22 protein-coding genes are annotated in these 25925 nt (G+C 49.8%); 13 read left to right on the top strand and 9 right to left on the bottom strand.

Annotation, left to right across the window (positions count from 1 at the left end):
- Positions 1–122: 122 nt before the first annotated feature.
- Positions 123–302, top strand: coding sequence for a hypothetical protein (locus ACOTSW_RS13060; RefSeq protein WP_423679508.1), 180 nt, complete (start codon positions 123–125; stop codon positions 300–302).
- Positions 303–569: 267 nt separating this feature from the next.
- Here the strand turns inward: ACOTSW_RS13060 and ACOTSW_RS13065 are convergent, their stop codons facing one another.
- Positions 570–1703 (bottom strand): JmjC domain-containing protein, encoded by a 1134-nt coding sequence (locus ACOTSW_RS13065; RefSeq protein ID WP_423682321.1) that lies wholly within the window; start codon positions 1701–1703, stop codon positions 570–572.
- Positions 1704–1781: 78 nt separating this feature from the next.
- Here ACOTSW_RS13065 and ACOTSW_RS13070 point away from each other — a divergent pair, with 78 nt between their 5' ends.
- Complete coding sequence (locus tag ACOTSW_RS13070; RefSeq protein ID WP_423679509.1) at positions 1782–2318, top strand: FKBP-type peptidyl-prolyl cis-trans isomerase; 537 nt, start codon at positions 1782–1784, stop codon at positions 2316–2318.
- A 61-nt stretch (positions 2319–2379) separates the two neighbouring features.
- Here ACOTSW_RS13070 and mutS read toward each other — a convergent pair whose 3' ends face one another.
- From mutS to ACOTSW_RS13085, 3 genes are all read right to left on the bottom strand, one after another.
- Positions 2380–5019 carry a DNA mismatch repair protein MutS gene (gene mutS, locus ACOTSW_RS13075; protein WP_423679510.1) on the bottom strand — a complete coding sequence of 880 codons (2640 nt, stop codon included), beginning with the start codon at positions 5017–5019 and terminating at the stop codon, positions 2380–2382.
- Between the two features lie 392 nt (positions 5020–5411).
- On the bottom strand, positions 5412–6797 hold the full coding sequence (locus ACOTSW_RS13080; RefSeq protein WP_423679511.1) for a DEAD/DEAH box helicase: 1386 nt from the start codon (positions 6795–6797) through the stop codon (positions 5412–5414).
- Positions 6798–6884: 87 nt separating this feature from the next.
- The gene (locus tag ACOTSW_RS13085; protein ID WP_423679512.1) at positions 6885–7691 is read right to left on the bottom strand and encodes an inositol monophosphatase family protein; all 807 of its coding nucleotides are present in this window, start codon (positions 7689–7691) and stop codon (positions 6885–6887) included.
- Between the two features lie 154 nt (positions 7692–7845).
- Between ACOTSW_RS13085 and ACOTSW_RS13090 the strand changes: the two genes are divergently transcribed.
- The 3 genes from ACOTSW_RS13090 to ACOTSW_RS13100 all read left to right on the top strand — a co-directional run bounded on the left by ACOTSW_RS13090 (position 7846) and on the right by ACOTSW_RS13100 (position 11429).
- A complete protein-coding gene (locus tag ACOTSW_RS13090) occupies positions 7846–8601 on the top strand; it encodes an RNA methyltransferase (protein ID WP_423679513.1) in 756 nt (251 codons plus the stop codon).
- A gap of 241 nt (positions 8602–8842) precedes the next feature.
- Complete coding sequence (locus ACOTSW_RS13095; protein WP_423679514.1) at positions 8843–10699, top strand: type IV pilus assembly protein FimV; 1857 nt, start codon at positions 8843–8845, stop codon at positions 10697–10699.
- Between the two features lie 82 nt (positions 10700–10781).
- Positions 10782–11429 (top strand): glutathione S-transferase family protein, encoded by a 648-nt coding sequence (locus tag ACOTSW_RS13100; RefSeq protein WP_423679515.1) that lies wholly within the window; start codon positions 10782–10784, stop codon positions 11427–11429.
- A gap of 71 nt (positions 11430–11500) precedes the next feature.
- On the opposite strand, the gene ACOTSW_RS13105 is transcribed toward ACOTSW_RS13100, so the two are convergent.
- Positions 11501–12301, bottom strand: a complete 801-nt coding sequence (locus tag ACOTSW_RS13105; protein ID WP_423679516.1) for a PP2C family protein-serine/threonine phosphatase — start codon at positions 12299–12301, stop codon at positions 11501–11503.
- An 82-nt stretch (positions 12302–12383) separates the two neighbouring features.
- Here ACOTSW_RS13105 and ACOTSW_RS13110 point away from each other — a divergent pair, with 82 nt between their 5' ends.
- The 4 genes from ACOTSW_RS13110 to ACOTSW_RS13125 are packed head-to-tail and all read left to right on the top strand — an operon-like array spanning position 12384 to position 15805.
- Positions 12384–12584 (top strand): YdcH family protein, encoded by a 201-nt coding sequence (locus ACOTSW_RS13110; RefSeq protein WP_423679517.1) that lies wholly within the window; start codon positions 12384–12386, stop codon positions 12582–12584.
- Between the two features lie 44 nt (positions 12585–12628).
- Positions 12629–14653 (top strand): ATP-dependent DNA helicase, encoded by a 2025-nt coding sequence (locus ACOTSW_RS13115; RefSeq protein WP_423682322.1) that lies wholly within the window; start codon positions 12629–12631, stop codon positions 14651–14653.
- Positions 14654–14697: 44 nt separating this feature from the next.
- Positions 14698–15111, top strand: a complete 414-nt coding sequence (locus ACOTSW_RS13120; RefSeq protein WP_423679518.1) for a hypothetical protein — start codon at positions 14698–14700, stop codon at positions 15109–15111.
- 58 nt (positions 15112–15169) lie between these two features.
- On the top strand, positions 15170–15805 hold the full coding sequence (locus ACOTSW_RS13125) for a hypothetical protein (RefSeq protein ID WP_423679519.1): 636 nt from the start codon (positions 15170–15172) through the stop codon (positions 15803–15805).
- 331 nt (positions 15806–16136) lie between these two features.
- Here ACOTSW_RS13125 and ACOTSW_RS13130 read toward each other — a convergent pair whose 3' ends face one another.
- Together ACOTSW_RS13130 and ACOTSW_RS13135 are read right to left on the bottom strand one after the other, a co-directional pair.
- On the bottom strand, positions 16137–18209 hold the full coding sequence (locus tag ACOTSW_RS13130) for a M13 family metallopeptidase (protein WP_423679520.1): 2073 nt from the start codon (positions 18207–18209) through the stop codon (positions 16137–16139).
- A gap of 132 nt (positions 18210–18341) precedes the next feature.
- Complete coding sequence (locus tag ACOTSW_RS13135; protein WP_423679521.1) at positions 18342–20330, bottom strand: M61 family metallopeptidase; 1989 nt, start codon at positions 20328–20330, stop codon at positions 18342–18344.
- A 197-nt stretch (positions 20331–20527) separates the two neighbouring features.
- Between ACOTSW_RS13135 and ACOTSW_RS13140 the strand changes: the two genes are divergently transcribed.
- Together ACOTSW_RS13140 and ACOTSW_RS13145 are read left to right on the top strand one after the other, a co-directional pair.
- Positions 20528–20731 carry a hypothetical protein gene (locus ACOTSW_RS13140; RefSeq protein WP_423679522.1) on the top strand — a complete coding sequence of 68 codons (204 nt, stop codon included), beginning with the start codon at positions 20528–20530 and terminating at the stop codon, positions 20729–20731.
- Position 20732: 1 nt separating this feature from the next.
- Positions 20733–21209, top strand: coding sequence for a hypothetical protein (locus ACOTSW_RS13145; RefSeq protein WP_423679523.1), 477 nt, complete (start codon positions 20733–20735; stop codon positions 21207–21209).
- Here ACOTSW_RS13145 and recJ read toward each other — a convergent pair.
- Both recJ and ACOTSW_RS13155 read right to left on the bottom strand, forming a co-directional pair.
- Positions 21179–22870, bottom strand: coding sequence for a single-stranded-DNA-specific exonuclease RecJ (gene recJ / locus ACOTSW_RS13150; RefSeq protein WP_423679524.1), 1692 nt, complete (start codon positions 22868–22870; stop codon positions 21179–21181). The genes ACOTSW_RS13145 and recJ overlap by 31 nt on opposite strands.
- Complete coding sequence (locus ACOTSW_RS13155) at positions 22867–23868, bottom strand: hypothetical protein (protein ID WP_423679525.1); 1002 nt, start codon at positions 23866–23868, stop codon at positions 22867–22869. The genes recJ and ACOTSW_RS13155 overlap by 4 nt, the downstream gene beginning before the upstream one ends.
- 57 nt (positions 23869–23925) lie before the next feature.
- Between ACOTSW_RS13155 and ACOTSW_RS13160 the strand changes: the two genes are divergently transcribed.
- Positions 23926–25182, top strand: a complete 1257-nt coding sequence (locus ACOTSW_RS13160) for a lipoprotein-releasing ABC transporter permease subunit (protein ID WP_423679526.1) — start codon at positions 23926–23928, stop codon at positions 25180–25182.
- Positions 25175–25867 (top strand): lipoprotein-releasing ABC transporter ATP-binding protein LolD, encoded by a 693-nt coding sequence (gene lolD / locus ACOTSW_RS13165; protein ID WP_423679527.1) that lies wholly within the window; start codon positions 25175–25177, stop codon positions 25865–25867. The genes ACOTSW_RS13160 and lolD overlap by 8 nt, the downstream gene beginning before the upstream one ends.
- Positions 25868–25925 lie beyond the last annotated feature (58 nt).

A 25925-nucleotide genomic window follows, 5' to 3' on the forward strand; every position in this document is an offset into this window, starting at 1 on the left:
CCCGGTAAATTTTTCTGAGCAAAAAAAAGCCGACCCGAAGGCCGGCTTTATAAGTAATTAAAATTACTTAGATGCTGGAGCTGCTGTAGCGGAAGCTGCTGGAGCTGCTGCTGCTGCGTCAGATGCTGCTGCTGGAGCTGGAGCTGCTGCTGGAGCTTCTACTGCTGGTGCAGATGCTGGAGCTGCTGCTTCAGTTGCTGCTGGAGCTGGAGCTGCTTCTTCTTTTTTGCCACAAGCAGACAAAGCGATTGCTAACAGGGATACGAGCAAGAGTGATTTTTTCATGTTTTACTTTCAAATAAGTAGATCAAAAATAAGATCAAAATTTTGCGATGAATAATTACCGGTAATTATCGCTCTATAGGCTTACCCGAAGATTCCGAAATACTAACCGTTATCTTCGAAAGTTTCCTAACCCGTGATTATAATGATTTTTCCGGCAATGGAATAGGTGTTGCCACCTAATTCCAGTTAATTTCCTAAATATTTGCAATAAAGAACTAAATACCTCGGTGTTTTTTGATGAAATTTTCATTTCTCTGACTTCGGTCAACGTTCAAAATCAGAAATTATCGTAATTCTAACCAGCCGTCTTCATACCACAAACAAAATGCCTCCATCACGTCTGCTGAAGCCACAGACAAGTCTTCACCTTCAAGAAAACGCTGGTTTGCAAGCTTGTTTAAAAGTATTTTGTCGTCTTTGCCAACGGCAAATGACTCACCATTAATAAAGACGTGTTTGCCTATGTATAGCATCGATGATTTTAACGATAATTTAATTCCCTTTTTTTGTGCTGCTTGCTCAAAGCGCTTGGGAGATAATGGTTTTTCTGGGGATGTGAAAAATACCGAGGGCTTGGGTTCAGATAAATATTCACCCAGAAAAATAGTGATATCGTCAGGCGTAAACTGGATTTTAGCGATCTGATCTGTCACTTTTTTCAGGAGGTCGCTGTTGATTTCAGCAGGTTTTGTTGTCGCTTTCAGTTCAGGGTCACTGTAGCGACCTGGCAAGTCTATCGATTCAGACATAAAGTGCAGGAATGCTTCACCCAGTTCCTGGAATGCAGGTGCTCTGAAACCTACTGAATATGTCATGCACTCTCCGATCGCAATGCCATCGTGCGCATATTGTGGAGGCAAATACAGCATATCGCCTGGTTCAAGAACAAACTCCTCTTCCGGTTTAAAGTTGCGCAGAATTTTCAGTGGCATTCCTTCAATGAGGGACAGGTCTTGCTGAGCGCCGATTTTCCAGCGTCGCTGACCATGTGCCTGCAATAAGAAAACATCGTAAGAATCATAGTGCGGGCCGACGCCGCCGCCATCTGCGGCATAACTGATCATCAGATCGTCCAGACGCGCATCTGGTATAAAGCGGAATTGCCGTAACAGTTCATCGGCTTGTTGATTGTGCAGATTGACGCCCTGAACTAACAGAGTCCAGTCTTTCTTTTCTTTTACCGGAACCTGTTTTATCGGACCGGATTTCATTTCCCAGTGTTTTTTAAAAAAGGTGATTAATCTTGACTCTGTATCTTCTCGGGATGCGAGTTCAAATAATTCATCCGGGGTCAGCAATGGTTTAAAACCGGGTATCGCCTGACGGATAAGTAGTGGCTTTTTATGCCAGTATTCACACAGGAATTGTTCCGGGCTGATGTTGCCCAACAGGGCGAGGGGGGAGGTGATTTTTTTCATTCCGGCATTATAGGCTTGCCTGCGGCGCTGTTCCAGACGGGTATAATCGCACATGAATATATTTTTTAAGGATATCGTATGAAGATTGTCAAAAATTCAGTTGTTACCGCGCGCTACACATTAAAGGATGCGCAAGACAATCTGATCGAGGAAGGTCAGGAGCCTATGGTTTACCTGCACGGCGGTTACGATAATATTTTTCCAAAAATTGAAGAAGCTTTAGAGGGTAAGGAAGCTGGGTTCAGTACCGTGATCCAGTTAAATCCAGAAGATGCTTTTGGTGACTATGATGCGGCACTGATCAAAGTGGAGCCGCGAAACCGCTTTCCGTCCCCTTTGGAGGTTGGCATGCAGTTTGAAGGTATGCCTGAAGAAAGCGGAGAAGAGGATGCGCTTATTTTCACCGTGACAGACATTGCTGAAGATAAGGTCGTGCTGGATGGTAATCATCCGCTTGCCGGGATAGCCTTGCGTTTTTCGCTGACTGTTGAGTCTGTACGCGAAGCTTCGGATGAAGAGGTTGCTCATGGCCACGTGCATGGTGCTCATGGTCATCATCATGATGACGACGATGATGGCATGGGTGATGAGTACCGTACGCATCATCTGCACTGAACGTTAAATTGCGTCGCTACAGATTTTCTTGGCCCCTAAAAACTGCACCTGAGTGCGGTTTTTATTTTGTTTGTCTGATCAGCGATTTGAGCTCGTAGAGTGCATCGAGAGCTTCTCTGGGTGTCATGCTGTCGGGGTCTATGGATGCAATAGTGTCCTGTAATTCTTGAAGTGCAGGCGGAATGACTGCAATCTCAGGTTCCGCTTCGGCCGGCGCTGCGGATGAGGAAAATAAATCAAATTGTGCTGTCGATTGTACGGAGTGCGCTTCCAGCTCGGCCAGATGTTTGCGGGCAGATCGGATGACGCTCTGAGGAATTCCCGCTAACTGAGCGACTTGTAAGCCATAGCTTTGTGATGCAGGCCCCGGCTGTACCGCATGCAGAAAGACGATGTTTTCCTTATGCTCAACTGCGGATAAGTGAACATTTTCAGCACTTGGGTGAAGCTCCGGCAATTGCGTTAACTCGAAATAATGTGTCGCAAACAAAGTGTAGCTTTTCGATACCTGGATTAAATGTTTCGAGATTGCCCAGGCAAGCGCCAGTCCGTCGAATGTGGAAGTGCCACGCCCGACTTCATCCATCAGTACCAGCGAATTTTCTGTTGCACCGTTCAGAATTGCGGCAGACTCTGTCATTTCCACCATGAACGTCGAGCGTCCGCCAGCCAGATCGTCAGCGGCACCTATGCGGGTAAAAATACGGTCAACTGGTCCGATGACTGCAGAGCTGGCTGGCACATAACTACCAACGTAAGCGAGTAAGGTGATCAGCGCAACTTGTCGCATGAACGTGGATTTACCACCCATATTCGGACCGGTAATCAGCAATAATTTACGCTGTTCAGACAGATCGCAGTCATTGGCAATAAACCGTTCTATCTGATTTTCCACAACAGGATGACGGCCTTGCTTAATCTGCAGAATCGGTTCGCTGACGAGTTGAGGTGAGCACCAGTTGTTTTTACTGGCGTGTCCGGCGAGACTTACCAGCACGTCGAGCTGGGCAATTGAGTGTGCGATTGCCTGCAGAGAACCGATATATGGCAGCAGATCCTGCAACAATTTTTCATACAGCATTTTTTCGCGTACCAAAGCACGTTCCTGCGCTGACAATGCTTTGTCTTCAAATGCTTTGAGTTCCGGCGTGATGTAACGCTCGGCATTTTTCAGGGTCTGGCGACGGCGATAATTGTCCGGTACTTTGTCACTCTGACCATTCGTCACTTCAATATAAAAGCCATGTACGCGATTGTATTCGACGCGCAGATTAGCGATGCCAGTGCGTTCTCGCTCTGTGGCTTCCAGTTGCACCAGGAACTGACCTGCATTTTCAGATAAAGCTCGCAATTCATCTAATTCGGTGTCAAAGCCATTCGCGATGACACCACCATCCCTGACCATAGTGGACGGTAAAGGCATCAGTCCACGTTCCAATAAATCAAGACAATCTGCAGGCGTTGCTAAATCTGACAATATCTTTGTCAATAAACTGGTCTGATTATTGGCAATGCACATGCTGACGTAATTGCGCAGGTTAGGCAGATGTTGCAGGCCATCCCTGAGTGCGGATAAATCGCGCGGACGTGCCGACTGCAGCGCAATCCGTGTGGTGATCCGTTCTATATCCGGTATCGCATTCAGGGTTGTGGCCAGCCCATCGGTAGAATCCGCCAGAATCAGAGCTTTGATCGAACTATGCCGACTTGCTGCAATGGTCTGATCGCGTTTGGCATGGTGCAACCAATGTCTGAGCAAACGCGAGCCCATTGCTGTACGACAGTGATCAAGCAGTGAAAACAGGGTTGGCGACTCCTGACCGCGCAGTGTTTCGGTCAGTTCCAGATTGCGCCGGGTTGCGGTATCCAGACCGATAAATTCATGCTCGCTTTCGACACTGAGGCTATTGACGTGTTTCAAACCACGACCCTGTGTATTTTCGGCATAACGTAATAATGCTCCCGATGCTCCCAGGGATGCGCTCAGATTCTCTGCACCGAAACCTGTCAGCGTCGTTGTTCCCATCTGATCTTGTAACGCCTTTTGCCCCTGCTTGAGATCAAAATGCCAGTCAGGGACTTCAGAGAACTTGCCTGGCAGTTGCGCATAGTGTTCATCGAGCAGAAGGGTGCCGGCAGATAATAAAATTTCAGCTGGAGAAATGCGTTCTAATTCTTGTTGCAGGCGCTGAAACAGTGATTTTTCATCAGTTGAAAATTCCATGAGTTTCAGTGAGCCACTCGCTAAGGATAACCATGCGAGTCCGGCGGTAACGGTTTTCCGGTGTTGCAACAGGCAGAGCGAAAGCAGCGGGCGATCCGACTTCTCAGGCAGTAAATCAGTATCAGTCAGCGTACCTGGTGTGATGATACGCATGACCTTGCGCTCAACCGGCCCTTTGCTGGTGGCGGGGTTACCAATTTGTTCGCAAATTGCCGCAGATTCTCCCATTTTCACCAGCTTGGCGAGATAGGGTTCTAATGAATGAAACGGCACGCCAGCCATTTTGATGGGGCTGCCTCCTGAGCTGCCACGCTGGGTCAGCGTGATGCCTAGCAGGCGTGAGACTTTTTCTGCATCGTCAAAAAAAAGTTCATAAAAATCTCCCATGCGATAGAACACCAGCGTGTCTGGATGATCTGCTTTGATACGCAGATATTGCTGCATCATGGGAGTATGTTGTGTTTCTTTTGCGGTCATATTGCTTATTGTTATTCGATGTATTTTTTTTTGCTGTTACCCGTCCTGGGTGTAGGGTATATCAGGTCAGATTTGTTGCGCACCTTATCACAGACGATGCTGGTGGTCTACGCTTGCTTCCAGATCTGCCTGATCCGATTTGGTAAACGGGAAAGTTCCCGTATGCGGCTAGTGTCTTTGTCGGAATTGTGAGCATACCTATAAGGACAGCTAGTTTGTGACTGGTAAAAAGCACTGCAATCAGAGACAGAAAGAGAGCAGGTACTGACATCACCGACTCAGCAGATGCATGAGCAGTATTTGATCAAAGTGAGAGTGAAATGGTGACGAAGAACGCAGGGAAATCAGTTGTATCTTCCTGTGTCCTTCGTTGTGTGAAATGAGTTAAATAATTAACTCTTGCCGCGTCCGCCAGAGCGGTGAGCGCTTGATTGCTTTACCGCCGGACGATTTCCCTGCGGGCGGGGCTTACCTGCGCCATCGCGGGCAGGCGCAGCTCCAGATGTTTTGCCAGGTGTGCGGGCTTGTCCCGGCTTGTTGCCAGCCTGCGAACGTGATCCTCGGTTGGGGTGACCGTGACCGCGTCCCTCAAAGCTACGCAATTGTATGGGTTGTGCTTTGGCGTTCGGATCGGGAATAAATCCATCAATTATTTCCTGTGGAATTTTGCGTTTGATGAATTTCTCAATGTCAGCCAGCAATTTGAATTCATCCACGCACACCAGTGACACTGCTTCACCGCTGGCGCCAGCGCGGCCAGTACGTCCGATACGGTGAACATAATCTTCAGGCACATTCGGCAGATCATAGTTGACGACGTGTGGCAACTGGTCGATATCAATGCCGCGCGCAGCAATATCGGTGGCAACTAATACAGGCAGGCTGCCATCTTTGAATTCGGATAAGGCTTTGGTGCGCGCCGACTGGCTCTTATTGCCGTGGATTGCCATTGCAGCGATACCGTCTTTCGCCAGTTGCTCCACCAGTTTATTGGCGCCGTGTTTGGTGCGGGTAAACACCAGCACCTGAGACCACGCATGTGTCTTGATGAGGTGTGCTAGCAGCGGATGTTTTTTATCCCTGTCAACCGGATGCACTTTTTGCGCGATCACTTCGACCGTTGAATTACGACGGGCAACTTCTATCATGGCCGGATTGTTCAGTAGCCGGTCGGCGAGCGCCTTGATATCATCGGAAAAAGTTGCCGAGAACAGCAAGTTCTGACGTTTGGGTGGCAGGATGGCCAGCACTTTTTTGATGTCGTGAATGAAGCCCATATCCAGCATACGATCAGCTTCATCCAGCACAAGAATCTCGATGTGACGCAGATCAATCGTTCCCTGCTGATGATGATCCAGAAGACGACCCGGCGTCGCAACCAGAATATCGACGCCATGCTTTAAAACTTTGATTTGCGGATTGATACCCACGCCACCGAAAATTACCGCCGATGTCAGCGGCAAAAATTTTCCGTACAGCTCCACACTTTCCTGTACCTGGGCTGCCAGCTCCCGCGTTGGTGTCAGCACCAGTGCGCGGATGGGGCGACGACCAGTTTTATCCTTAGGCGCATTGGCTGAGGTCGACAGACGCTGCAAAATCGGCAGCGTAAAACCAGCTGTTTTACCAGTACCGGTCTGCGCACCAGCCAGCAGATCCCCGCCTTGAATGACCGCAGGAATTGCTTGTTGTTGAATAGGCGTGGGAGATGTGTAACCTTGTTCGCTGACAGCGCGAAGAATGTCCTCGGATAAACCGAGTTCGTTGAATGAGGGCATGTGTTTCTGTAGATTTTCTTTAAAACCCGGACTGGTTATTACCAGTCCGGCGAAGACGGTGCCCCGGGATCCGGAGCATAAGAGATATTATTTTGTTGCCGATGCTGTAAATGGCTGCAATAAATTAACCATCTGTCCGAAAACTTTAGGTGTGCCGGCAAGTACATCACCTTTATACAGATAATCTGATTCGCCAGAGAAGGTGCCGACAATACCACCTGCCTCAGTAATCAGCAAAGAGCCGGCAGCAACGTCCCACGGAGCCAGTCCTTTTTCAAAGAAGCCATCAAGGCGACCCATCGCAACATAGGCAAGATCCAGTGCAGCAGAACCCGGTCTTCTCAGTCCCTGACATTTACCTGTCATTACTTTGAACATCTCCATGTACTGATCGAGGCCAGACAAATCACGTGAAGGGAAACCTGTGCCGATCAGCGCGTCGGCGATCTTGTCGCAGCGGGTGACGCGAATACGTTTTTCGTTGAGAAACGCCCCCGCACCTTTGCTGGCGGTGAATAATTCGTTACGGGTAGGATCGTAGACAACCGCTTGCGTAATAACGCCGCGATGTTGCAGGGCAATTGAAACACAGTATTGTGGAAAACCGTGGATGAAATTCGTCGTTCCATCGAGAGGATCAATGATCCAGACATAATCATTTTCGTCGTGCAAATTAGCGGAAGCTCCCGACTCTTCGGCGAGAATCGCATGATCAGGGTAGGCTGTCTTCAGCACTTCAATGATGGCGGCTTCAGCGGCTTGGTCAACTTCTGTGACAAAATCGTTGAAATGTTTTTCAGTGACGCTGACGCGGTCGAGGTCAAATGAAGCGCGGTTAATTAATGTCGCGCCGCGACGAGCGGCTTTAATCGCCGTATTGAGCATTGGGTGCATATAGTTTCCGATAAAATGACGGCAAACGGTATCTCCCTCTCTTGATGGGAGAAACTGGTTTGCTACACAAAAATGATAAAGAGCGTGCGCTATTGTCTTTGCCCGGCGAAAGCACGTAACCAAAAATAATTAACGCTGAATGATGCTATTTTAAATGAACTTGACCCAAACCGACACATCTCTTTTTCAACGTCTGCGTTTTGTACTGGTAGAGACCAGCCATCCCGGTAATGTCGGTGCTGCGGCAAGGGCGATGAAAACCATGGGGTTTACGAAATTGCTACTGGTACGGCCGCGATATCCTGATGTATTGACCCATCCTGAGGCAATCGCTTTTGCCAGTGGGGCGCAAGATATTCTTGAATCTGCCCGCATCGTTGATACTGTTGAGGAAGCGCTCGCTGGTTGTGATCTTGTTACGGCAGTGAGCGCCCGTTTGCGCGAATTTTCACCACCTGTTATCACTCCCCGAGAGTTGGCGGAAAGTATTGCTCACCGGCAGGGGGGGGGCGTCGCTTTTATATTTGGCAGCGAGCGTTATGGTTTGCCAAACGAGGTTGTCATGAATTGTCAGGCATTAATCAATATTCCTGCGAATCCGGCATACTCATCTTTAAATCTGGCGCAGGCAATACAACTGCTGGCATACGAGGCCAGGATGGCGATGCAACTGACGTCTGCTGAACCGCAAGTCGGATTCCATGGGCAGGCGGCAACTAATGAGGCGGTCGAAGGCATGTATTCGCATCTTGAGCAGGCATTGATTGCGATTGATTTTATTGATCCGGCACATCCGAAAAAGTTGATGCCGCGTCTGAAGCGTCTGTTTTCACGTACCCGTCTGGAGTTGGAGGAAGTAAATATTTTGCGCGGAATCGCCAAGAAAATTCTGGATCACCGGCAAAAATAAACCTCAATCGAACCGGATGCCGGCGTTTATATTATTTGTTATTCGATTTGTTGCCTGAATTGATAAATATCATCAAATTACTTGTCGGAAAGCCAGATTGTTTCCTGTTTAGTATTTCCAGTTGTAACAAGTTTTGTTATAACGACAGTAATATTGCGATTAGAGCATATCGTCAGAATGCTGTTTCATTTTCATTGAGGAAATTATTATTTTTGCTCCCTTTCCAAGGTCGTCCTTACACTTGATATGTGCCAGCGTGATCGCGGCCGGTTCGGCTGGGTCGGCTTATGCACTTGGTGTTGGTGGCTTGCGAGTTCAGTCGGGTTTAGGGCAACCTTTGAAAGCGCAATTAGAAGTCACTGGTGCCGATGCGCGGGATGCCGATCTCCACTGTTTTAAAGCTCGTGTAGAAACAACTGATGGTGATTTACTGTCAGTGGTCAGTCTGGACATGTCGGCTCAGGGCGACTCACGGATACTGAGACTGTCTACCCGCAAAAATTTGCAGGAACCTGCATTGAAGGTGGTGCTGAACGTCGGTTGTGAGATTCAGTTACACCGTGATTTTCTGATATTGCTCGATCCTCCGGAATTTAAGGCTTTTGGTAAAAATCTGAGTTTGCCAGTCGTGAACCAGAATGACAGCCCGGCACCGGCATCGCCAGTCGCGATGGTAAAAGAACCAATACGGAGCAAAAAAGAACCGCAGCGCCCATCGCCGGTGGCAAATACCAAGGCGGAAACAAAAAAGAGCAGTATCGCTGCTGCACAAAAAGTTCATGCTGCACGCGCATCCGGCTCAGGCCGGGATGCGTTAAAGTTATCTGATGAAGCGGATGTGCAGCTCATTCCGGCCGGGTTGAAAATGGCGGATACCTTGTCTGCCACAACATCGGAACAGCAAGCAGAAAATAGGCCGGATATCGCGGAGTTACGCCTGGCACAGGCACAGTTTGCGGCGATGTTGCGTGGAGAAAACCCGCCAGTCTCAGCTGATAAAAATAAGGCTGATCAACAGAAAATACAAAGCCTTCAGCAGGAGGCGATTCAGTTAAAACGCAAGATTCAGCAGGATAAAGCGGCTTTTGATGAATTAAAAGATACGGCTGTTGCGAAACCCTGGCTGTATGTTCTGGGCGCGTTGATCATTGCCGGTCTGGCGATGATAGGTCTGCTTTTCGTCCACATTCAACGCTTGCACAAACGTTATGCATCAACCTGGTGGGAACAGGAAGAGCCTAAGCAGCCAGTGCCTGAACAGAAGAGAAATATTGAAGAGCTGGTCAATGACGTACAGGCAACCTACGGGCCGACGACGACCAATGGCATTAACAGCTCGATCTTATTGAAAACACCGTCCGGACCCGCGTCCGCTGCGACATCTGTGAGAGCGCAGCCAGCAGAAACAGCATTGGATACAGGCGCTGTGTCGGCTACCGTCCGCGCGTTTACTCCATCGCTTGAAGACACCAACAGCAGTACCTTTAATTTCTTCTCGTCTCGTGCCAATTCTTTGAAAGTAGAAGAAATTTCAGATGTGACGCAAGAGGCAGAGTTCTGGATGTCGGTAAACGACCCTGAACGTGCGATTGAAATTCTGGAGCCGCAGGCAGAGCAGGAACGCCCCGATTCTCCAGTGCCCTGGCTGTATCTACTTGATCTTTACCGAGTGACAAAAAACAAAGAAAAATACGACGCATTGCGGGATCGCTTTATTGTTTTCTTCAATGCGAATGTCCCTGAGTTTGAAGTGGATCCTTTGACTTTGCCAACCCGTCATCTGGATGATTTTGAGCATCTGATGAATAAGATATGTGCACTCTGGAATACGAAAGACATCTTGCCTTTCCTTGAGAGTCTGCTGGTTGATGATCGCGACGGTAAACGCATGGGATTTGAGTTACCGGTGTACCGTGATATTTTGCTGTTGATATCCGTCGCCAACGAGTTAGACAGGATGAGGCCTGCAGACAAAGATACTTCTGGCTGGCAAAAAGTGCCTAATGTGGAACTGCATGCCGATAGCGGGAAAGCGGAGCCGGATACAGATACCAACGTGATTAATTTTGAGACTATCGATTTCAAAACTAATCCATAATGTCAGTGGCGCTGTTGTCGCTGACAATCTTTATAAACCTTGATTAACTGTTATTCAGTTGTATCAATCATGAGGCCAGACAATGATTAAACTCTGTGGATTTGCTGTCAGTAATTATTACAACAAGGTGAAACTGGCTCTGCTCGAGAAAGATATTCCGTTTGAAGAAGTTCTCGTATGGACAGACAGAGCGCCTGATCTGCTGCGTAAATCTCCGCTGGGTAAAGTTCCTTATATTGAAACTGAACAGGGGACACTGTGCGAGTCGCAGGTCATTCTGGATTATTTAGAACAAGCGTATCCGCAAAAACCATTATTACCCGCAGATCCGTTTGCAGCAGCAAAAGTGCGGGAACTGATCGTATTTATGGAGTTGCATCTGGAGTTACTCGCACGTGAATTGTATCCGCAGGCTTTTTTTGGCGGACAGGTGTCGGAAGAAGTCAGGAACCGTGTGGAAAAACAGCTGGCACGCCATATTTCTGCTTTTTCTCAACTGGCAAAATTTGATTCTTTTATCGCCGGCGATACTTTTACCATGGCCGATTGCGTCGCAATATGCCATCTGCCATTGGTCTCCATGGCGACGAAAATAATTTATGGACGTGATTTCCTCGCGGATTTGCCGGTCAAGGATTATCTGGCAAGAATCAGCGCCAGACCGCACATGCAGACCGTGAACGCCGACCGTAAAGCGAATCAGGCTTTGTTTGCGAGTAAGAAGAAATAGTCAGTAATCAAGCGGGGCAATAAAAAAAAGGAAGCCAATCTGGCTTCCTTTTTGATTTCAGCTCTTTAATCTCAGATTGCTCTGCGCATTTTTTGTACGGTGTAGGTTTTAACTTCTGCCGGCGGCACGACTAATTTCACAATCGCGAATGTACAGTTGTCTCCACGTGGTGCGCCACGGTCCCGGGCTTTTCTGATCAGTAATTCAGAGGCTTGTCTTGGTGAATTTGCGGCAACAGCCGCAGAAAGCTCTGCATCGTCGAAATAATGCCAGAGTCCATCAGAACATAACAAAAAGCTGTCGTTGGCTTTTAAGCCTTCGTACTGACCAAAAGTGATATACGGCGGAGTCGTGGTGGAACCCAGCACATTCGTCAGTATGTTCGACAGCTTATGGGTTTTCGCTTCTTCTGGAAGAATCTTTCCTTCTTCAACCAGTTGTTCTACATAAGAATGATCACGCGTTTTTTCGGCAAAATTCGGACCGCTGAAACGGTAAAGACGTGAGTCGCCGGCATGTGCCCAGATCGCTTGTTGCTGCGGTGTGATGACCATTGCAACGAAAGTGCTGTGTGGTTCTTTTTCAGATGAGACGGCAGACAGTTTAATAACGGTGTGCGCTTCGTTGAGTATGTTTTCGAGCAGGACACGAACATCATTACCCGGATAGAAATCATCAAATAATTGTTTAGCCGTACGGACTACCTGTTCTGCTGCAAGCGCACCGCCACTTTTCCCGCCCATGCCATCGGCGACCACAGCCATCATATAGCCTGGTGCATTGGCAGCGGCAAATAAGCCGACACGGTCTTGTTGTTCCTGGCGGTCACCGATATGTTGTCCGGTACCAGCTTCGATCTTATATTGGCTCATACGTCTCGGTAGATTACACTAACGGAAATCAGCTCGTGCTGATTTCCAAGAATTCATCCTATTTTACTTTAAGCTGAAGGCTATGAGCCATCCTGAACAAGTGCGGCAACGAATAATTGAGTTAGAACTAGAACATCGCGATCTCGATATGGTGATTAACACCTTGTCCACAGACCCCGCACATGACGAGCTGCAGTTACGTCGCCTCAAAAAACGTAAATTACAGCTCAAAGACCATATTACTCTGCTTAAAATGCAAATGATGCCGGATGTGCCTGCCTGAGTTTTTTTGCCAATAATATTCCTGTTTTAGCTTCTGATTGCCTCATTTTGATTGAAAATACCCTTCCCAGTACGATAAATCCCGGCGTATCGCACGATGCCGAAGTAGAGCAGATTTTTGGTCCGACAGGGCCGCTCAGTACCAGCATCGCGGGCTACCGGCCTCGTCAGGCACAGACAGAAATGGCAAAGGCAGTTGCAGCGGCGATCGCCGGGCAGAGTACTTTGCTGGCAGAGGCGGGCACTGGTACAGGGAAAACCTATGCGTATCTGACGCCGGCTTTGCTGTGGGGTGGGAAAGTAATTGTTTCAACTGGTACAAAAAACTTACAAGATCAGTTGTTTTTACGTGACATTCCTATGATCAAAAAGGTCTTGCGGGCACCGGTTTCGGTCGCTTTGCTCAAAGGCCGGGCCAACTATCTGTGCCATTATCATCTGGAACGAACCTTGCAAAACGGGCGCCTGAGTTCGCGCGAAGATGTCGGCTACCTGCGCGACATCGCACGTTTCATTAAGACCACCAGCAGCGGTGATAAATCTGAACTGTCGCGTGTCCCTGAAAATGCCAGCGTATGGAGTCTGGTGACATCGACTAAAGATACCTGCATGGGATCAGAGTGTCAGTACTACCAGGATTGCTTCGTCATGAAAGCACGTAAGGAAGCGCAGCAGGCAGATGTGGTGGTAGTCAATCATCATTTGTTTTTCGCCGACGTCGCACTGAAAGACACCGGCATTGCTGAATTGCTGCCGTCGGCCAATACCGTGATTTTCGATGAAGCCCATCAGTTACCGGAAACCGCGACGCTGTTTTTTGGTGAAACCGTTTCTACGTCGCAGGTACTGGAGCTTTGCCGCGACGTTCTTGCTGAAGGCTTGTCACATGCCCGTGACGGTGCTGAATGGGCCAAGCTGGTGGCACCTGTTGAACGCGCGGCCCGCGATTTACGTCTCGCATTTCCGCAGGATATTGTGCGTCTTTCTATCGATCAGATCGCGCCATCGAGTCCGTTTTTTGAAACCCTGGATACGCTCAAAGCCACGATAAGCGACATGATCGCTGTACTGGAAAAACAGGCCGAACGCGCCGAAACGATAGAACAATGCCGCGCCCGCGCGATCCTGCTGCAGGATCAGATCGATAACTGGAATGCTGAGCCGAAAGACAAGGAAAAAGCGGGTGACTACGTTTTATGGGTCGAAGCTTTTTCTGTCTCATTACAACTGCATCGCACTCCGCTGTCGATTGCGCCGATATTCAATAAGCAGCGTGAAGGTGTTCCGCGTGCCTGGATATTTACTTCCGCGACGATGGCGGTGAAAAATGATTTCAGCCATTTTGTCTCGCAAATGGGATTGTGGAATGAACCCGCACATACCTGGCCGAGCCCGTTTAATTATCAGGAACAGGGTTACTTGTATGTGCCGAACGGCATGCCTGAGCCAAATTCACGGGACTATGCAGAAGCGGTGGTCGAAGCGGCATTGCCGGTGATTGCTGCGGCAGGTGGTCGCACGTTTTTGTTATGCACCACGCTCAAAGCGGTGAAATTCAGTGCGGAACGCCTGAAAGAAGAATTTGAAAAACGCGGTTTGAATTTTCCCTTGTTTGTGCAGGGCGACGCTGGGCGAACCGAGTTACTCGATCGTTTCCGGGCTGCCGGGAATGGTGTGCTGATCGGCAGTCAGAGTTTCTGGGAAGGTGTGGACGTACGCGGTGAAGCGCTGTCATTGGTGATTATCGATAAATTGCCATTTTCCCCGCCGGATGATCCTGTACTGGCTGCCCGTATCACAGCGATGGAAAAGAAGGGGCTGAACGGTTTTGTGCATCACCAGTTACCTGAGGCGATTATTAATCTGAAGCAAGGGGCAGGGCGCCTGATACGCGATGAAACCGATCGCGGTGTGCTGATGATCTGCGACCCGCGACTGATTTCCAAACCTTATGGTCGACGCATCTGGCAAAGTCTGCCTTCGTTTGCGCGGACCCGTGCAGAGGCCGATGTGGTCAGCTTTTTTGAGAAACTGCACGTTGCCAGAACATCCACCGTAACACAGGGATAAAGCATTTCACCCGATATCATCGAACGAATTGAAAAGGATACGTCATGTTTCTGACTCTTTTGCTGGTCACTTTTGCAGTAGCCGTTGCCGTTGCTTTGCTCGTTTCCCGTATGTTCACGCAGCCGATAGACATGATACTGAAGCGTATCATCGCCGACGCAATCAGCGCTGCGTGGCTGAAATACATGAAATTTGCGATTCTGGTGGTCGGCATTTCTTCAGGCGTGCGAATTTACGAGCTCGAAAAATACATCGTGCCAGCGAGATTTGATAAGGAAAACAAACTGCTGGAACTGACTTCAGAACGCTGGATACTCGAAATTTACCGCACCATTATCGCCACCTTGCAGGGCATTGCGTGGATGCTGCTGTTATTCTTCGTTTGTGCGCTGATTGCGTATGTGGTTGTCCGTGTCGCTGAAATGCGTCGTCGCCAGGCTGACGGTGAGTCAACATAAATCTGCCATGTGAACACATGGCGCGTGACGTAAATAAAACAGGAATGAATAAGACGTAATGAAGGCGATAGTCGGCGCAGAAATCCGGGATCAGAACAGGTTTGCCGCATGGCTGCCAGTATTGCAGGCGTGGGCTGCGTGTCACGTTGAATTTGCGCAGCAAGTCGATGATGCGGCTTACTGGTACACCGAGCGCAGCAATGTCGGCATACTGGCGCAGGCAGCCTGGCGTTCAGGGCGAGTGGCGCTGGAAGAATATCAGGCCAGAAAATCCCGCCAGCACGGTCATGCAACCAAAGAGTGGCTGGGGCGCTGTGATTTGTGGATTTCAGATGCGCAGGGCGGCGAGCTGATCGAGGCAAAACAGGAATATCTGGCGCTGCGTTCACGGCAGGCTGTTTTTCTGGCGAATAAAGTTCTGGCGTCAGCAGTCAAAGATGCCAGTCATACTCTTAACGGCTTAGACTCAGCGGCCTGCGGCGTCGCATTTTTACCGGTCTATTTGAGGGCAAGCTGTGCGCCGACAGCTGAGCGACTTGAGGCGGATATTTTTGCCCTGATCGCCGCTTTGCGCACATCGGAGGCAGGCATGATGGCGTGGAGCTTTCCAGCCGAAACCCGCGAATACCTTGGTGCCGATGGGCGCAATCTGATTCCGGGAATTATCTTGCTGGGTGCTGCTGCGCCAGCCTGAATCAATCAGGCGTCAAGCTGAAACCACCCTGAATATTCCGGAAAAAATGGATTTTCAGGGGAGTATCTGCGTTTTTAGCCTTCATGTCCTTATAAATAAAGGGCTTTAAAATATACTCCCCCAGTATTATTTTTCTCATATTTAGTCTTTATCGAGCCGCTGGCGTGTGTCACGTAGACGTTGGACAATTCAGACACTTCGCACGCTATGTCTGCTGACAGGCAAATTCAGTACTTCAGACAAAAAAAGCCGGGCATATTTTTATACCCGGCTTTTCATATTGAACTGTCGCTGCCGCTGTTATACGGCAGTGTGACAATCAGCTGACTGATTACCAGATCGACACGCGTTCTGCTGGCGGCAGATACATCTTGTCGCCTTCTTTGACGCCGAACGATTGATAGAACGGGGTCATATTACGCAGTGAACCATTGGCGCGGAATTCGCCAGGGGAGTGCGGATCGGTCTTGATACGGATGATCGCTTCCTGTTCGCGCAATTTGCCGCGCCAGACCTGACCAAAACCCATGAAGAAACGCTGGTTACCGGTTAAGCCGTTAATGACTGGCGCAGGTTTGCCGCCAAGCGATAACTGATAAGCTTTGTAGGCAATTGCCAGACCGGAATTGTCGGCAATATTTTCACCCAGCGTCAGTTCGCCATTGACGTTGTAGCCGGGAACCGGGCTGAATGCATTGTACTGTTTGACCAGTGCGGCTGTTTTCGCAGCGAACTTGACGTGATCTTCTTTTGTCCACCAGTCACGCAGATTACCCGCGCCGTCATATTGTGCACCCTGATCGTCGAAGCCGTGGCTGATTTCATGTCCGATAACGGTACCGATACCACCGTAGTTCACGGCATCGTCCGCTTTCGGATTGAAGAACGGTGGTTGCAGGATCGCAGCCGGGAAGACGATTTCATTCATCTCCGGGTTGTAATACGCATTCACGGTTTGCGGTGTCATGCCCCATTCGTCGCGGTCAATCGGTTTGCCGAGTTTATTGAGTTCGGTTTGTGCAGCGAAACTACGGATAGCACGCAGATTGCCGACCGCATCGCCTTTGGTGATGTGCAGCGCGGAGTAATCTTTCCACTTATTCGGATAGCCGATTTTAGGCATGAACGTTGCCAGTTTTGCCTGTGCTTCTTTCTTCGTTTCCGGGCTCATCCAGTCCAGCGTATCGATACTTTCCTTGTACGCTAACAACAGATTCGCGACCAGTTTTTCCATTTTCGCTTTGCTTTCAGCAGGGAAGTACTTGGCGACATACAGTTTGCCTAAGCTTTCACCCATGCCGGAATCGACCAGGCGGACACCGCGTTTCCAGCGGATTTCCTGTTCAGGAACACCGCGCAGTGTTTTTGAAAAGAATGCGAAATTCTCGTCACTGTATTGCTTAGGCAACTGGCTTGCAACCGAACTCAGCAAATGCCATTTGAAGTACGCCTTGATCGTGTCGAGCGATGTTTCCTGCAATACCTTGTTCATGCCAACCAGATAGCTGGGCTGGCTGACGATGACATAATCAATTTTGCCGGTGACGCCGAGTTCTTTCAGATAGGCATTCCAGTCGTAGCCTGCAGTGAGTTCATTGATTTTGCTGATCTCGACTTTATTGTAAGCCTTGATCGGATCGCGCAAATCGACTTTGGTCCATTGTACTTTCGCGAGTTCTGTTTCAAATGCGAGAATCGCCGCCGCATTTTTTGCGGCTTCTTTGTCGCCCGACATCGTCAGCATGGTTTCGATATGCTTCAGATATTTGCTGCGTGTATCTTTCAGCTTGGCGTCGTCGTCTTTCAGGTAGTAGTCACGGTCAGGTAAGGCCAGACCGGATTGAGCGATGTCGAGCACATATTTGGTCGAATCTTTATTGTCCTGATGCACCTGAATATCGTAAGGCGCGGTGACGCTGATGCGATTGAGCCACGCCATCAGGACAGGAATTTGCTTTTTATCGGTCAGCGCATCGATTTTGGCAAAATCCGCCTGCAATGGCTTCAGACCAGCAGCTTCTATACTTTTCGTATCCATGAAGCTGGCGTACAGATCGCTGATTTTCTGCGCATCTGATCCGCTGGCATTCTTGGCTTTTGCCAGCCCATCGATGATAGCGTGCAGACGTGGCACAACTGCTTCGCGCAAATCCATGAAAGCACCGGCAGAAGAACGGTCTGACGGGATCTGGGCATTTTTGAGCCAGGTGCCATTGACGTGACGGTAAAAGTCTTCTTGTGGTTTGACGGATTTGTCGTTGTACTGAACGTCAATACCCGACTGCAGTGGCGCTGCTTTGGCAGGTTCTGCCGCAGATGCACTGGCAGCCCCAGCGATCAGTAATGCAATGGCGCTCACAATCTGCGCTTTGAATGTTGGTGTTTTAATTGCTTGAGTTTTCACTTTTGGTGATCTCCTGTCGGTGGGTGGAACTAAAAATATCGTCGCCTGGAGGGCGGGATAGAACTGTGACAGATAAAACGCAAGTGGTCACGTTTACCGTCGGCGTTGCCTGTCGCTGACCCAGGCGCTTGCTCATTTCAAAGGACTGAGTATCTTCGTGATCCGGTCCGGATGACTGTTGTCACGTATTAATGCCGGATATTTTAATCCTTCAAAATAATCGAACCTGACTGTGCGGTAGTAGTCGCCATGTCTGACGATCAGCTCAATGGCTTGGTTTTGCGATTTGGCATTGGTGATTGCTGATTTCAGAGCGTCCGCTTTATAGCTTTTGCCATTAACGGCGATGATCAGGCTGCCGCTCAGGATATTCGCTTTACCGGCAGGGCTGTTTAATAGCATGCGAGTGATTTTGCCGGTTTTATCCAGACTGAATCCGAGCGAATACAGAAAGTCACCATCCTGCGCATCTTCTGTTGCTTTTGCATACTCTGACGGTTTCTCGGTGTACACCAGTTTCCAGCCAGCCAGTTCCAGACTCGCAGTCGGTGTTTTGCTTTGTAAACCTTCGACACGCTCTTGCAGGAAATGCCCCCAGTCAAATGGCTGTATTTCATTGAGGGTGTTGATCACGTCGCTCAATTGATAAGCTAGCGGGCGTATGCTGCCATCATTGACGCCAAAAAACTTGCTGGCAAAATCATTCAGCGAGCGTTTTTCTTGCGAAAGTGCGCGTAACTGCGCATCAACTTCCAGCCAGAGTAATGCGCCTTCGCGGTAATAATCTTCATCCCGCTGAAAATCGCTCCAGGCCTGACTGCGGCGGCTCACAAACACGGGATTATTAGTCGTGTCCTGCAAATTGCGCCAGCTGCGCCCGCTCTGATGATCGTAATAAGCGGCCACGTTTGCCAGCACGTCGCGAATATGTTCCTGCTTCATCAATCCCGAACGCGCTGCCAATACATAGCCCCAGTACTGAGTCTGTCCCTCATAAACCCACAACAAGCTATCTTGCATTGGTGTGTTGAAGTGCGGCGTCAGCAGATCTGCGGGGCGGCGGAATTTTCCGTTCCATGAATGGGTGTATTCATGCGCGAGCAAATCGCGGCCGCTGGATTTTTTTGCCCAGTCGCTGAAGTAACCCGGGCGCACGCCATTTTCGCTGGACTGGTGATGTTCAAGCCCTATGCCGGAAAATTCATCGCTGAGTGCCAGTAAAAAATCGTAATGGCGATAATGTTGTGAGCCGAACAGGATAGTCGCTTGCTGCACCAGCGCCTTATGCGCTGCGATTTGTTCGGGCGTGGCATTCAGTGATTCAGGTTTATCCGCCACCACATTCAGATGCACAGGTACTTTTGCGCCGGGATTGAGATCAAAACGTTTGAAATATTTCCCTGCAAATACGGGCGAATCAACCAGCTCCTCCAGCGTGACAGGCTTGAACTGAAACTCGTTTTGGCTTTGACTTAGGCTCAGGTTCTCACTTTTTTCTGCCAGCTTCAGTGCGCTGCCGAATTGAAATCCAGCTGGCAAAATCAGGGTAGGCTGAATCTGTATCTGGTCAGACGCTGCGCCCGCCGGATACAGAATCATGTTATTCCATTGCACACCGATAATTTCCGGCGTGATCGTAACGCGGCCGAATTTATCATCCGTCGGTGACAGGAACTGATATTCGGCTTTGAGCTGACTGACGCCTGCAGGAATTTGCAGATGAAACGCATACATATTCAATGGGTCACGTTTCCAGGCGATGGATTGCTGGTTGCCGCTGAAGTGCAGCCCTGCAAGCTGGTTCAAGGCTCCGTTTGTGCCATGTTTGCCTGGCAGCCATTCGGGGAAATATAGTGTTAGCGGGCCAGTTTGTACCGGAATACTGGCGCGGATGTTAAAAATTTTCCTGTCCAGATCGCTGGCATCAACGGTCAGTTGCACGATGCCCGGATAAGCTTTGTTGCCAGCAGATTTCCCTGTGCTGACCTGAGTCTTGTCGGTAGCAACGTTTTCTGTCGCAGCAAGAGCGCAATTCAATGTAAAGAAACCGCTGAGGAATAATCCGAATAAGGGGAGCAGTGCGGTCGCTGATGATAAAGGTTTGCTGGCGGGCAATCTCATGTAATTGTTTCTTTTCGTCTTTCAGGTCTTTGAGGATCTTTTTTGGTTTTTGATTTGGGTAATATTGGTTACCTATCAATACATGGACTGCGTAAATGAAAATTAGTTTCCAAAACTAAGTTACTATTTAATTGAAAATTAGTCAAAACACAGTCGAAACATAGTCAAAACTGAATTAAACCTGAAACGATAGAAACATGACTTTCTTGGTCGATTTTCCCGCCGGTAGCGGTCCTTTTCCTGCAATCGTGATCGCACCGGGATTGCGTTATGCCATGCACAGGGAGTTATTCAGCTTGCTGGCGGATAAGGCGGTCGCAGCAGGATTTGCGGCAGGGCGTCTTAACTGGCGTTTCTACGGATCCGCTCGCCGGCCAGCCATCATCTGCATTACAAGATGAGTTGCAACAGCTAAAAGAAGTGATAGGGCAGCTGCGTGCAGAATCACGCGTATTGCCAACGCAAGTGCATATCATTGGAAAATCATTTGGCAGCCTGATTGTCTGGCAGGCATTGTGCGACGACGTAGAATTAAACAGCGGCGTGCTGATCACGCCTTTGTTCGATGAAATGCAGGATGGTAAGCTGTGCGATGTCCGCGCCACATATTACCCGGGTCTGCTCGCAGAAACCCGCCCTTTGCAGATCGTTAGCGGCGACAAGGATCCTCATTGCACGGTTGCGAGCCTGCATCGTATTGTGGATCTGGCGGCAGCAAACTTCACTCTGAGGCTGCTGCGCGGTGATCATCTGCTGCAAATTCATACGCCGGATATGCAGTTGCTCCCAAATGCATCAGCAGAAAACTTGGCGCTGGCAGCAGATGCCGTCGTGCAGTTTTTGCTAAGTCAGCATTCAATATGCTCGACCAGCAACTGAACTCTGGTGACACCGTTGTATTCATTGGCATCGAGCCTGAATGCGACATGCACATGTTCGCTCAGATTGTCGGTATGACCAAACCAGATCGCGTCATAACGAACACCATTTTTCTCCAGCACCAGTTTTAAATGGCGTTCTTTCAAGATGCGTTGTGAGATCAGTTTAAAGTCATCGCAGAACACCGGTGGCGGAAAACCCTGACCCCAGACCTGACTGTCCATTAAGGCGATAAAGTCTGTCGTGAAATAGGCTTCTTCGAGCGCGCCGTCGGTTTCTATGATGCGTTCCAGCTGATGTTGTTGCAACCAGCTTTTTCCTACGGCTTCAAACGCTTGCTGGAATGCGGGTAAATCTTCATGGCGTAAGGTTAGCCCAGCCGCCATTGCGTGCCCGCCGAATTTTTGTATCAGCGTCGGGGCATGTTTCGAAACCAGATCAAGCGCGTCACGCAAGTGAAAGCCGGGAATGGAGCGGCCGGAGCCTTTGATCAGGCGATCGTCACCCGGCGCGAAAGTAATCGTCGGACGATAAAACTTATCTTTGAGTCGCGAGGCGACAATGCCGATCACACCCTGATGCCAGCTTTCGTCAAAAACGGTAATCGTATGGCTGGTTGCAGGCTCAAACTGATCGAGATGCAGCATCGCGACGTCTTGCATGTCGCGTTCTATGTCTTTGCGTTCGGCATTGATGCTATTGAGTTCCTGAGCTATTTGCCAGGCACGGCCTTCGTCATCGGTGGTCAGGCATTCTATGCCGAGCGACATATCGGCAAGACGGCCGGCGGCATTTAAGCGCGGGCCAAGTGCAAAGCCCAGATCAAACGGGCTGGCGTTGCGAGGCTCACGACCAGCGACCCGGAATAACGCTGCAATGCCCACGCAAACACGTCCTGCTCGCATGCGTTTAAGTCCTTGCGCAACGAGAATACGATTATTCGCATCAAGCTGCACGACGTCGGCAACTGTGCCCAGCGCGACCAGATCAAGCAAGGTATCAAGCTTGGGTTGCTGTTGCTGGTCAAATACGCCGCGCTTGCGCAATTCTGCCCGCAGTGCGAGCAACACATAAAACATCACGCCGACCCCCGCCAGATGCTTACTGCCGAAAGTGCAATCAGGTTGATTCGGATTGACTATCACCTCGGCATCGGGCAACTGTTCACCGGGTAAATGATGATCGGTCACGAGTACCGCGATGCCCTGTGCGTGCGCTGCGGCAACGCCGTCAACACTGGCGATGCCATTGTCAACGGTGACGATGATATCCGGTGATTTTTCGCGTATGGTCAGCGCGACGATTTCCGGTGTCAGGCCGTAGCCGTATTCAAAACGATTCGGCACGATGTAATCAACAGTCGCGCCCAGCATACGCAAGCCGCGAATGGCAACCGCACAGGCCGTGGCGCCGTCGCAGTCATAGTCGGCAACGATTACCAGCTTCTTACGTGCGGCGATCGCGTCTGCCAGAAAAACCGCTGCTTTCTCTACCTGCAATAAGCCTGAAGGCGGCAACATGGCGCTTAATTCTGTACTCAGCTCCATTGCGCTGTGTACGCCACGCGCAGCATACAGACGTGCCAGCACCGGGTGCATGCCGCTTTGTCGCAGCATTTCCGATTCGCGCAGGGAGTAGGGGCGGGTGGTAATGCGGGTCATGTCGGCTTCAGTGTGAAAAGTGCTTGCAGGCTGGGTTTGATCCAGAATTTGCGTAGCGACCACGGCGTCAGCCGAAAGCTGGTTAGCCGATGTGCATCAGAGCAGAACAGCGTGACGCTGTCGAGCTGGCGGTTTTTTAATGTGGCGAGTACAGGCGCAAACCAGTCGCTTTCCAATGTCTGCATTTTCGTCAGCCATTGTCCCCAGTCGCTGTTAATCGCGGATTCGCTTAACTGTTCAAGTAAGACGCATACAGTGTCTGTGGAGCTTGCATCTGAACCGGTAAGTAAGTCACCAAATGAATGCGCTGTATGTGTCGGTTTGTTTTGCGTCATCAATGTGTCGGCACCACCAGACAGCCAGACTGAGTTGATGACTTTTTTACCCAGCGCTTCGCGCTCATCATTCAGCGTATGTGCGAACCACAGCATCTGAATTTCATTTTGCAGTTTGCGCCAGGCTCTCGCATGTTCGCCATCCGGCATCCAGATATCGACATTATGGCCGCAGGCCGCGTCAGCACTGGCTGTTGTTAATCCAGTCCAGCTATCCGCACGTAGGAACCATGTCAACGCATCGCCGTACAGTAACGTCATTCCCGCTTCCTCAGCCGCTGTTTTTGCAATGCCATACAAGACGCGTGACTCTTGTTCTGAGATGTCGAGTCGCCGCTGGTCAGTCAGCACTAAATGATCCCGAGCGATATGGATATGGACAGGTTGCAGTGTGAACCAACGTCCCTCAGTTGGTCGCAAACCTCTCTCCTGCATGCGGTTTAACGTGACTGACGGATCGCTGTCGTGTGCGCCCTCCAGTTCGTCTGCCAGCAAATATTCATGCACCAGTGCTTTGGCAAACGGATCAATGTTTTTGACGGTGGAGCGTTTTGCAGAGGCAATCAGACGCGCCAGTGCAGGCGTCTGCATCGCTTTAATCAGATCGTTTTCCAGTCCGGATGGGGGTATGCTGAACGGCAATATCAGTTCTAAATTTTTCATAGAGCGTATTGTATGGCAAACTTCTGTCTGCCTTAATTCCTTGAAACGACATTTGCAGTGAAAAATCTCTCTTTTGAATGGCTAGTGGGTCTGCGTTACACGCGCGCCGGACGTCGCAGTGGTCGTAATAGCTTCATTTCTTTCATTTCCATGATCTCCATGTTCGGCATTGCACTCGGTGTTGCCGCGCTGATTATCGTGCTGTCGGTGATGAACGGATTTCAGAAAGAAGTCCGCGACCGTATGTTATCGGTGCTGTCACATATTGAAGTATTTGACGCAGCCGGTTCTATGCCGGACTGGAAAAATACGGCACTGCAGGCGCAGAAAAATTCTTCTGTTGTCGCCAGTGCGCCTTACGTTGATGGGCAGGCGATGATTATCCGCGATGATGTGATGCGCGGCGTGATTCTGCGTGGCGTATTGCCAGATCAGGAGCCTAAAGTGTCGGAAGTGGCGACAAAAATCAAAGTCGGAAGATGGGAAGACCTGAGGCCGGGAGAGTTCAATATTATTCTGGGTACGGCGCTGGCGAGCAGTCTGCACGTCAGGGTTGGCGATAAGGTGACACTGGCAGCACCCGAAGGACAGATGACGCCTGCAGGCATGGTGCCGCGTCTGAAAGCATTTAATGTGGTCGGCATTTTTGATGCCGGACATTATGAATTTGATTCAGGCATGGGATTTATGCAGATCGAAGATGCACAGAAATTTTTCCGTCTGCCTGCACCTTCCGGTTTGCGTCTGCGTATCAAGGATATGTTAAAAGCGCCGCAGGTCGCGCTGGAATTGTCGCAAACCTTGACCGGTGATTTACTGATACGCGACTGGTCGCAACAGAACCGTAACTATTTTTCTGCAGTTAAAACAGAAAAAACGATGATGTTCATTATTCTGGCGCTGATTGTGGCGGTCGCTGCGTTTAATCTGGTGTCCACGCTGGTGATGACCGTTACCGACAAGCAGGCGGATATTGCGATTCTGCGAACCCTGGGGGCGTCGCCCGGATCGATTATGAAAATATTCATGATACAAGGCGGACTCGTTGGTCTGATCGGTACCGGTTTAGGTGTCGCGCTCGGCGTTCTGGTGGCCTTGAATATTGATGTGATTGTGCCCGCGATCGAACATTTGTTAGGCGTCAATTTCCTGCCGAAAGATTTGTATTTCATCAGTGCCTTGCCATCGGATCTGCGTTGGGCAGACGTCTGGCAAATCAGCAGCATGGCGGTTGTACTGGCATTTGCCGCAACTATTTATCCCAGCTGGCGAGCAGCCTGCGTTAAACCGGCGGAGGCCTTGCGTTATGAGTAATTTCACAGACAAAGCGATTTTAAGTTGTACCCAGCTTGGCAAAACCTTTAATGAAGGCGCGGAAGCGGTCAAGGTATTGCAGGGAATTGATCTTACCGTCAATGCCGGTGAACGGGTGGCGATTATCGGTGCTTCTGGCTCAGGTAAATCGACGTTATTGCATCTGTTAGGCGGCCTCGATACGCCGACCACAGGTCAGGTTTGTCTTCTGGGTGAAGATCTCGCAAATCTGAGTGAATCTGTGCGTGGCGTGATGCGTAATCGTTCTCTAGGTTTTGTATATCAGTTCCATCATTTACTGCCGGAATTTTCTGCGCTCGATAACGTCGCCATGCCCTTGCTGATTCGGCGTATTCCACGTGCTGAGGCACGTCAGCAGGCGCAGGCGATGCTGAGCAAAGTCGGGCTTGAGCACAGAGTCACGCATGTGCCCGGTGAATTATCCGGTGGCGAGCGACAACGGGTTGCTCTGGCACGTGCGCTGGTGACTCAGCCAGCCTGTGTGCTGGCAGATGAACCTACGGGCAATCTCGACAGTGGTACCGCGCAACAAGTATTTGCACTGATGTTGGAATTATCCAGAACATTGGGTACCGCTTTTGTGATTGTGACCCATGACGCCGGGCTTGCCGGACGTTGCGATCGCGTGTTCCGTCTATCGGAACAGGGTCTGCAACAGCAATGAGATTGCTGAGTCTATGAAGCGGACGGCGACGCAGTTCAATAGCAAGTGCAAAAAAACA

The organism is Undibacterium sp. WLHG33 (assembly GCF_049544815.1).
GTDB lineage: Bacteria > Pseudomonadota > Gammaproteobacteria > Burkholderiales > Burkholderiaceae_D > Undibacterium.

What these genes read in the sequence shown, in the direction of transcription:
- ACOTSW_RS13060 (WP_423679508.1), top strand. Translation starts at nt 123, where the DNA reads ATGCTGCTGCTGGAGCTGGAGCTGCTGCTGGAGCTTCTACTGCTGGTG.
- ACOTSW_RS13065 (WP_423682321.1), bottom strand. Translation starts at nt 1,703, where the DNA reads ATGAAAAAAATCACCTCCCCCCTCGCCCTGTTGGGCAACATCAGCCCG.
- ACOTSW_RS13070 (WP_423679509.1), top strand. Translation starts at nt 1,782, where the DNA reads ATGAAGATTGTCAAAAATTCAGTTGTTACCGCGCGCTACACATTAAAG.
- mutS (WP_423679510.1), bottom strand. Translation starts at nt 5,019, where the DNA reads ATGACCGCAAAAGAAACACAACATACTCCCATGATGCAGCAATATCTG.
- ACOTSW_RS13080 (WP_423679511.1), bottom strand. Translation starts at nt 6,797, where the DNA reads ATGCCCTCATTCAACGAACTCGGTTTATCCGAGGACATTCTTCGCGCT.
- ACOTSW_RS13085 (WP_423679512.1), bottom strand. Translation starts at nt 7,691, where the DNA reads ATGCACCCAATGCTCAATACGGCGATTAAAGCCGCTCGTCGCGGCGCG.
- ACOTSW_RS13090 (WP_423679513.1), top strand. Translation starts at nt 7,846, where the DNA reads ATGAACTTGACCCAAACCGACACATCTCTTTTTCAACGTCTGCGTTTT.
- ACOTSW_RS13100 (WP_423679515.1), top strand. Translation starts at nt 10,782, where the DNA reads ATGATTAAACTCTGTGGATTTGCTGTCAGTAATTATTACAACAAGGTG.
- ACOTSW_RS13105 (WP_423679516.1), bottom strand. Translation starts at nt 12,301, where the DNA reads ATGAGCCAATATAAGATCGAAGCTGGTACCGGACAACATATCGGTGAC.
- ACOTSW_RS13110 (WP_423679517.1), top strand. Translation starts at nt 12,384, where the DNA reads ATGAGCCATCCTGAACAAGTGCGGCAACGAATAATTGAGTTAGAACTA.
- ACOTSW_RS13120 (WP_423679518.1), top strand. Translation starts at nt 14,698, where the DNA reads ATGTTTCTGACTCTTTTGCTGGTCACTTTTGCAGTAGCCGTTGCCGTT.
- ACOTSW_RS13125 (WP_423679519.1), top strand. Translation starts at nt 15,170, where the DNA reads ATGAAGGCGATAGTCGGCGCAGAAATCCGGGATCAGAACAGGTTTGCC.
- ACOTSW_RS13135 (WP_423679521.1), bottom strand. Translation starts at nt 20,330, where the DNA reads ATGAGATTGCCCGCCAGCAAACCTTTATCATCAGCGACCGCACTGCTC.
- ACOTSW_RS13140 (WP_423679522.1), top strand. Translation starts at nt 20,528, where the DNA reads ATGACTTTCTTGGTCGATTTTCCCGCCGGTAGCGGTCCTTTTCCTGCA.
- recJ (WP_423679524.1), bottom strand. Translation starts at nt 22,870, where the DNA reads ATGACCCGCATTACCACCCGCCCCTACTCCCTGCGCGAATCGGAAATG.
- ACOTSW_RS13155 (WP_423679525.1), bottom strand. Translation starts at nt 23,868, where the DNA reads ATGAAAAATTTAGAACTGATATTGCCGTTCAGCATACCCCCATCCGGA.
- lolD (WP_423679527.1), top strand. Translation starts at nt 25,175, where the DNA reads ATGAGTAATTTCACAGACAAAGCGATTTTAAGTTGTACCCAGCTTGGC.